The organism is Erwinia amylovora, assembly GCF_017161565.1.
Taxonomy (GTDB): domain Bacteria; phylum Pseudomonadota; class Gammaproteobacteria; order Enterobacterales; family Enterobacteriaceae; genus Erwinia; species Erwinia amylovora.
Genome location: NZ_CP066797.1, coordinates 21,802 through 28,381, shown reverse-complemented (window position 1 = coordinate 28,381; position 6,580 = coordinate 21,802). Strand labels below are relative to the sequence as shown.

Here is a 6,580-nt window from a genome sequence, read left to right as displayed (position 1 = left end):
GGTTTTCGACTCCTGTTAGCTAAACTGCGCCATACCAAAGATCGGCGTTGAGGCTGTCGCCATATCCCGCCGCTCAATCAACCCCGCGCTGCGTGCGTCATAACCCGCGCGAATGGCTGAGGCAAACGCCTGCGCCATGCCTAACGGGTCCTGTGCCCTGGCCACGGCGGTATTCAGCAGGATGCCATCAAAACCCATCTCCATCGCCTGTGCGGCCTGACTTGGCGCACCGATCCCCGCGTCAATAATCAGCGGAATATCTTTAAACCATGAACGCATGGAACGCAGCCCCTCAATATTGCGCAGCCCCTGCCCGGAGCCAATCGGCGCGCCCCACGGCATCAGCAGTTTACAGCCCGCCTCAAGCAGCTTTTCGCCGAGGATCAGGTCTTCGGTGGTGTAAGGGAAGACCTGAAACCCGTCGGCGCAGAGAATGCGTGCCGCTTCCACCAGGGCAAATGGATCAGGTTGCAGCGTGTCGGCATGACCGATCACCTCCAGTTTTATCCAGCGGGTATTAAACAGCTCGCGCGCCATATAAGCCGTGGTCACCGCCTCCTTAACCGTGTGACAGCCCGCCGTATTGGGTAAAACCCGCTTGTTCAGCTGCGTCAACAGCGCGCGAAATGCCCCGCCCTGACTGCCTTCGCGGCGCAGGCTGACGGTAATAATTTCACTGCCCGAAGCCTCTATGGCCTGTTGCAGGATCTGCGGTGAGGGGTAACCGGCGGTGCCGAGTAAAAAACGGGATTGCGGCACAAAGTCGTAAAACATCGTTCAGCCCCCCTGCATTGGTGCCAGCACTTCCAGTGCACAACCTTCGGTAAGCGGTTGTGAATCGTATTGCGATCGCGGCACAAACTGGCCGTTGACGGCGCTGGCAATACAGCCTGCATCAATCTGCCGTTCATGCAGTAATTCCGCCAGGGTACGGGCGTGGGTATCGATCGAACTGCCGTTGAGTTGAATTTTCAAATCAGGTTTTCCTGCGTCAGTTGTTGCATCAGTTTTTCCGCCATGACCGGCGCGAGAAGAAATCCGTGGCGGTACATGCCGTTGAGATACCAGGTGCCGTTGCGATGGCGAATATCAGGGATATTGTCAGGCAAGGCCGGACGCAGCCCGGTACCGCTCTCAACTATCCGCGCCTCTGCCAGAGCCGGGTGGATGCCGTATGCCGCGCTCAGCAGTTCCATCATGGCGCGGGCGCTGATTGGGCTGCTGTCATGGCTCTCCACCATGGTGGCGCCGAGCATAAAATGCCCTTCCGCACGCGGCACCAGGTAGCAAGGGAAGCGGGGATGAAGCAGGCGGACAGGGCGTGAGAAGCGCAGGTCATCGCTGTGCAGGATCAGCATTTCGCCGCGTACGGCCCGCAGGCCGGGCATCTGGGCCGCCGCGTGGATGCCGCGACAGTCAATCGCCCGGCCGGCCGGCTGCCCGCCGTGAAAGTTGACGCCAGCTCGCCGTAATTTCTTGCGCAGTTGCTGCATGGCGCTGCGTGGATCGAGGTGAGCTTCTCCGGCAAAGAACAGGCCACGGGCAAAGCGTCCTGCCAGGTCCGGTTCCAGCGTACCAGGCTCTACCCACTGATGGGCATGCGTCATGCGGGCGAAGCGCGTCAGTTCGGGGGCATCGCGCGGCGGAGCCACCACCAGGGTGCCACGATGTTCCACGCCGTCAACGTGAGCGCACCACCACGGTGCCGAGCGTTGGCCAAGTTCAACCACCTCTGGCGGCGCGCTTTCTCCTTCACACCAGGGCGCGAGCATGCCGCCTGCCCAGTGTGATGCCGGCTGACGGTGCTCATCGGTGATCACTTCCAGTGATTCACCCCGTTCGGCGAGTAAGGTGGCGACACAAAGCCCGGTAACGCCATCGCCAATCACTGACCAGCGGCTCATGATGTGTGGTTTCCCGGCGACCGGATAAAAGCTGTGGATGTTGTCACGTAAGCCTCTCAAAACATGCGGAGACCCGTGATACAGGAAAGGGGAAAAAGGCGGGGCGGTGTCGGGCATGCCCTCGCGGCAGGTATCTTCAGCGGTTATCAAGATACGAGTCTTCCTACGCCAGTATCAGCTGGGTCAGGTTCTAAGGGTCGCTAAGCCGCGAAAATCGCTATCAGCCTCTCAGCCTCTCAGTCTCTCTGGCGAGACTCCCCTGACAGGAACTAGTTGTATTTTACCCGGTGGTCTGCCGTCAAGTCGGACCCTGTAAATAATTCTGTGTAACTGCCGCCGTATTGAAGGTGATCGCCTGGGCGGTCACTTCTGAGAAAAGGCATTTACACGGAATTCGGCACAGGCTCATCCTGAGTAAGATATAACCTTGATCTAACCAACTTTACCTGACCAACAAGTGCGCGTGTGATTAATATGTGTTCAATAAGAGGTGTGCTTTATGGAAAAGGTTAACATCTACGATGCCAAAACTAACCTGTCCAGGATAGTTCAAGAGGTAGCCCGGACGGGGGAGACAGTATTGATAGCTCGCAACGGCCATGCCTTAGTGAAAGTAATTGCCTACAAGGAAGAGAAACCTAAGCGCAAGTTAGGCTTCCTGAAAGGAAAAGGTAGTGTTCCGGCTGATTTTGACAACCTGAACAGCAATGAAATACAGGATATGTTTGAAGGAAAATACTCTTAATGATTTGCTGTAGACACCAACATTCTCTTGTTCATGGCCTATGAGCCAGAAAGACTTGCTGAGAACGTTGTAGCACTACTGGAAGACGCTGATCTGACCCTCTGCTTCAGCGCTGCCAGCATATGGGAAGTGGTCATTAAAAGCGGTTTGAATAAGCCTGATTTTGATGTAGGCCCTGAAGAGTTCAGGAACGGCTTGTTTAACGCAGGCTTGCTCGAAATACCCGTTAAAAGCGAGCATACGCTGATTGTAGCTGACTTACCTGAGAAACGACACAAAGACCCTTTTGATCGTCTCATAGTGGCTCAGGCGAAGCATAACAAGGTGCCGTTGATAACGAGTGACAGTAAGCTGATTGAGTTTGTCAGTGATTACATCACTATCATTCCCAATAAGTATGGACTGCCCCCGCCCCGGTAGACGATCTTGCCCTATTGTTTGAGCAGAGGAGGAACGTATGGGTACACCACGATTTACACCTGAATTTAAGGAAGAAGCTGTCCGTCAAATTACGGAGCGTGGCTATTCCGTTGCTTGTAGTGGCACACTGAATGTAGCCACCTGAACAGAGGTGATATGCTCACCTCAGAACATCGCAGGCACCCCAATGAAAAGAAGAAATTTCAGCTCAGAGCTGAAACGCGAATCCGCGCAGCTGGTTGTTGATCAAAGTTACACTGAGGCTGAAGCGGCCAGCGTTATGGATGTTGGCCTCTCCTCCATGGTCACAAGTGGGCCAGCCTAACCTTTTCATTCATGAGATGAGTCACGTATGGCAACGTGAACGGCGAAAATTCGGCTTCAGCAGGCAGTATATCCGGTGCACTCTTTTGTGATCGCGAGCGTGGTAGCTGAAATGCCTGCTTCACGGCAGACATCCTCCACCGTTCTGCCAGCTTCGACGGACTTCAGAACGGCGATGATCTGGTGTTTGGTGGTCGGGCTGTAGGCAGGGTGTTCTCCTCAGGGGATATAATCAGTATGCCGGAAGATCTCTAAAAGTGAATAGTACTATTATGCGGGATGGTGACACGGCTACAGCGTGTGTTTCGTCTGTATAAAATATCAATGACGACATAATAATTATTCATGCTCTGTAAGCCAGTTATCAACAAGTTGGTTAATTACATCAGTGATGGATGTACCATTTTTTACACAAGCCGCTTTAAAGCGAGTGTGTTTTTCTTCGTTAAAGTTGACGTTTACACGCTTACTTTTTCCAGAAGGAAGCGGACTATCGACAACTTTGTCCAGATCTCGATGTTCCCCGAAGGTCATTTTTTTACTGCTGGTATGGTTTTTTTCAAGTGCCATAATATCACTCCCAAAATAATTACACTGGTGATGCAATGAGTATATGAGCTTTTGTGTATATACACTTATGAGCGTATGAGCTTATGTGTATAAGAGTATATGAGTCATTACTCAATATGACTAACTATCTCTTTAGTAAGCATTTCTATCTCACCCTTAGCTGCACCATCATTTGACTCAAACACACTTTCCCCGTCCAGTATGGATTTCACATATATCTGACGCTGGGTAATTGCTGTTCGAAAAGGGTTAACGCCTGTGTCTTTGATACTTTCCTTCAAGACTTTGAGCATGGTGGCTTGTTCAATCTTACGGGTGATAAGGAATCTCGCCTCGACTTTTCGGCTATATGCCTGAGCCTCAAGAACCGTTACAACACTCCCTGCGGCCGAGAAATCTAACGGACTTGGTGTTACAGGAATAATCACAAGATCGCTGACCATAACTGCTGCTGATGTGATCACTGACAGAGAGCCAGCACCGTCAACTATAGTGAAATCATATTCTGCTAAATCCTTCCTGATCCCGTAAACATCCTTTTCCGAAGCTGCGGTGAAAACGTCAAATGCTGCGTTACCCGTTTTGCTCCAGTTGGTCAGGCTCATCTGTGGATCGGTATCAACAACCGCAATGTTGTACCCTGCGCGCGCCATTGCAGCACTAACGTTAATAACAGCAGTTGTTTTACCTGAACCGCCCTTGGGATTTAGAAAAGAAATCACTTTCATGCTCAAAACCTCAATTGAGTATATACTCATTTACTCTTATGTGTATATATGATTGCATATTGTTCGGGGTGAGTAAAGATGAATACACACAAAAACTCAAATGAGATTATACTCACATACTCATTTGAGTTTTTGTGTGAATGAGCATGAGCGAAAAAAAACCGTCAGGCAAACTGTTGATCTGCACCAGCCGCCCGTCGTGACCGACGAGCAGAAAACACGACTGGCTGCTCTGAAAGCAATGCCTGATGACCGGACAGACTACGGCGACGCCCCCCCCCTGGCTGATACCATCCGGGCGACATCAGACAGGCTTCCCGAACCTTAGCAGCAGGTCACATCGCGTATTGATGCCGACGTGCTGGCATTCTTCAGCGCATACCGGTCGTTACCAGACACGCATTCATGCCGTGCTGCGTTCCTGCGTCGAAGCGCACAAGGATGAATGCCAGATGCTGCATTAGCGGCGTCTCCGGTTTTTGCCATGGATCTGTGGCTTGCACCGAACAGAAAGGTACCGGGGATAACGAGCGAAGCGGGGCCGTCTGGACGAAACCTCACAGCTCTGAAGATGCCGTACGCTTCCCTCTGGCCGCGACCTCATGCACCCACTTGTATTTACCCGTCGGGTTTTTGCGGATTTCAGTCGTCAACTTCTTGTCGATGGCCTGTGATGGCCACAAGGGTCTCCAGCTCTTCAACCGATGTTTAACAAAAATAGCCATAAGGCGGATATTTATGCCCCGGTAATCCTGTGGAAAGGAAATAACGTGCCGCAGAAGGTGGTGAAGGAATTTGGCGGTGCCAGCGTTCTGGAAGTGGTCAGGGACGATAGGGGCATAAATAAATTACCAGCGATCGATGTATCGCCAGATATTTATGTACGAAAATGGTCGGTTTAGTACATCGCTGTGGTGGCGTGTCTGAAAGTCAGTGTATTTCATTTCGGACATGCATTATAATTCATACCCCTATTCCGTACAGAAAATGTCACCATGTCACGAGTCTTCGCCTATTGTCGTGTATCCACGCTGGAACAGAATACGGATAATCAGCGCCGTGAGATTGAAGCGGCCGGTTTTTCCGTTAAAGCTCAGCGTCTGATTGAGGAACACATCAGCGGTTCGGTTGCCGCCAGTGAGCGTCCCGGTTTTATCAAGCTGCTTGATCGCATGGAAGAGGGCGATGTGCTGATTGTCACCAAACTCGACCGCCTGGGACGCAATGCGATAGATATCAGGAAAACAGTTGAACTGCTGGCTGATTCAGACATTCGGGTTCACTGTCTGGCACTTGGCGGTGTGGATCTCACCAGCCCTGCCGGAAAAATGACCATGCAGGTGATTTCCGCTGTGGCGGAATTTGAGCGCGATCTGCTGCTTGAGCGCACGCATTCCGGCATCGCTCGTGCTAAAGCGTCAGGAAAACGCTTCGGCCGGCCTCCTACCCTGAATGATGATCAAAAGCAATCTGTTCTGGCTCGTCTGAGTACAGGGATGAGCGTCAGCGCAGTGGCGCGTGAGTTCAAGACAACACGGCAGACCATTCTCAGAGTGAGAGCTGCCAGCCTGATGAGCTAAAGCGACAAAGTCCCTTTTCATCACTGACAGCGACGGGTAAATACATTTCAGAACAGATTGCCGTGTATCTGCCGGTATGCAAAAGAGTGACAATAGCCGTTTACTGTGCCTGCCTCCAATGGTTGCAAACTGGAATGTTGCAACAAAAGCAGGATGTTGTAACTAAATAGCGGTGCGCATAATAATCAGGTACGCTATCAGGGACAGCCATCCCGAAAGGATACATTAAGATAAAATCACAAAATAATCAGGTGAAACAGAACTTTATCTGCTCATGATTATCGTTTAAAGTAGAATGATATATTCAAT

Annotated in this window: 8 protein-coding genes, 3 pseudogenes and 1 riboswitch; of the genes and pseudogenes, 5 read left to right on the top strand and 6 right to left on the bottom strand. The window is 51.4% G+C overall.

Annotated elements, in window-relative coordinates; all coding sequences use genetic code 11:
- Nucleotides 1-15: 15 nt before the first annotated feature.
- Genes JGC47_RS17425 through JGC47_RS17415 form a run of 3 tightly spaced genes read right to left on the bottom strand, consistent with a single transcriptional unit; the run spans nucleotide 16 to nucleotide 1,904 of the window.
- Nucleotides 16-774: a thiazole synthase gene (locus tag JGC47_RS17425; RefSeq protein ID WP_009351653.1), complete on the bottom strand. Its 759-nt coding sequence runs from the start codon at nucleotides 772-774 to the stop codon at nucleotides 16-18.
- Between the two features lie 3 nt (nucleotides 775-777).
- Nucleotides 778-975: a sulfur carrier protein ThiS gene (gene thiS / locus JGC47_RS17420; protein ID WP_009351654.1), complete on the bottom strand. Its 198-nt coding sequence runs from the start codon at nucleotides 973-975 to the stop codon at nucleotides 778-780.
- Nucleotides 972-1,904, bottom strand: a complete 933-nt coding sequence (locus JGC47_RS17415; RefSeq protein ID WP_033477759.1) for an FAD-dependent oxidoreductase — start codon at nucleotides 1,902-1,904, stop codon at nucleotides 972-974. Before JGC47_RS17415 ends, thiS begins: the two co-directional genes overlap by 4 nt.
- 143 nt (nucleotides 1,905-2,047) lie before the next feature.
- Nucleotides 2,048-2,175, bottom strand: a riboswitch (TPP riboswitch).
- A 228-nt stretch (nucleotides 2,176-2,403) separates the two neighbouring features.
- Here JGC47_RS17415 and JGC47_RS17410 point away from each other — a divergent pair.
- The 4 genes and pseudogenes from JGC47_RS17410 to JGC47_RS17395 all read left to right on the top strand — a co-directional run.
- Nucleotides 2,404-2,649, top strand: a complete 246-nt coding sequence (locus JGC47_RS17410) for a type II toxin-antitoxin system Phd/YefM family antitoxin (protein WP_009351656.1) — start codon at nucleotides 2,404-2,406, stop codon at nucleotides 2,647-2,649.
- A 21-nt stretch (nucleotides 2,650-2,670) separates the two neighbouring features.
- Nucleotides 2,671-3,069, top strand: a complete 399-nt coding sequence (locus JGC47_RS17405) for a type II toxin-antitoxin system VapC family toxin (RefSeq protein ID WP_223386258.1) — start codon at nucleotides 2,671-2,673, stop codon at nucleotides 3,067-3,069.
- Between the two features lie 37 nt (nucleotides 3,070-3,106).
- A pseudogene (locus tag JGC47_RS17400) lies at nucleotides 3,107-3,184 on the top strand (IS3 family transposase); the annotation flags it as partial.
- Nucleotides 3,185-3,256: 72 nt separating this feature from the next.
- Nucleotides 3,257-3,373: pseudogene (locus tag JGC47_RS17395) on the top strand (IS3 family transposase); the annotation flags it as partial.
- A 119-nt stretch (nucleotides 3,374-3,492) separates the two neighbouring features.
- Here JGC47_RS17395 and JGC47_RS17390 read toward each other — a convergent pair.
- From JGC47_RS17390 to JGC47_RS17380, 3 genes and pseudogenes are all read right to left on the bottom strand, one after another.
- Nucleotides 3,493-3,573: pseudogene (locus JGC47_RS17390) on the bottom strand (hypothetical protein); the annotation flags it as partial.
- A gap of 159 nt (nucleotides 3,574-3,732) precedes the next feature.
- A complete protein-coding gene (locus tag JGC47_RS17385; protein ID WP_009351660.1) occupies nucleotides 3,733-3,963 on the bottom strand; it encodes a plasmid partition protein ParG in 231 nt (76 codons plus the stop codon).
- 107 nt (nucleotides 3,964-4,070) lie between these two features.
- Entirely contained in the window at nucleotides 4,071-4,691 is a 621-nt protein-coding gene (locus JGC47_RS17380) for a ParA family protein (RefSeq protein ID WP_009351662.1), read from the bottom strand.
- A gap of 995 nt (nucleotides 4,692-5,686) precedes the next feature.
- On the opposite strand from JGC47_RS17380, the gene JGC47_RS17375 reads away from it, so the two are divergent.
- Nucleotides 5,687-6,271, top strand: coding sequence for a recombinase family protein (locus JGC47_RS17375; protein WP_009351668.1), 585 nt, complete (start codon nucleotides 5,687-5,689; stop codon nucleotides 6,269-6,271).
- Nucleotides 6,272-6,580: the final 309 nt, after the last annotated feature.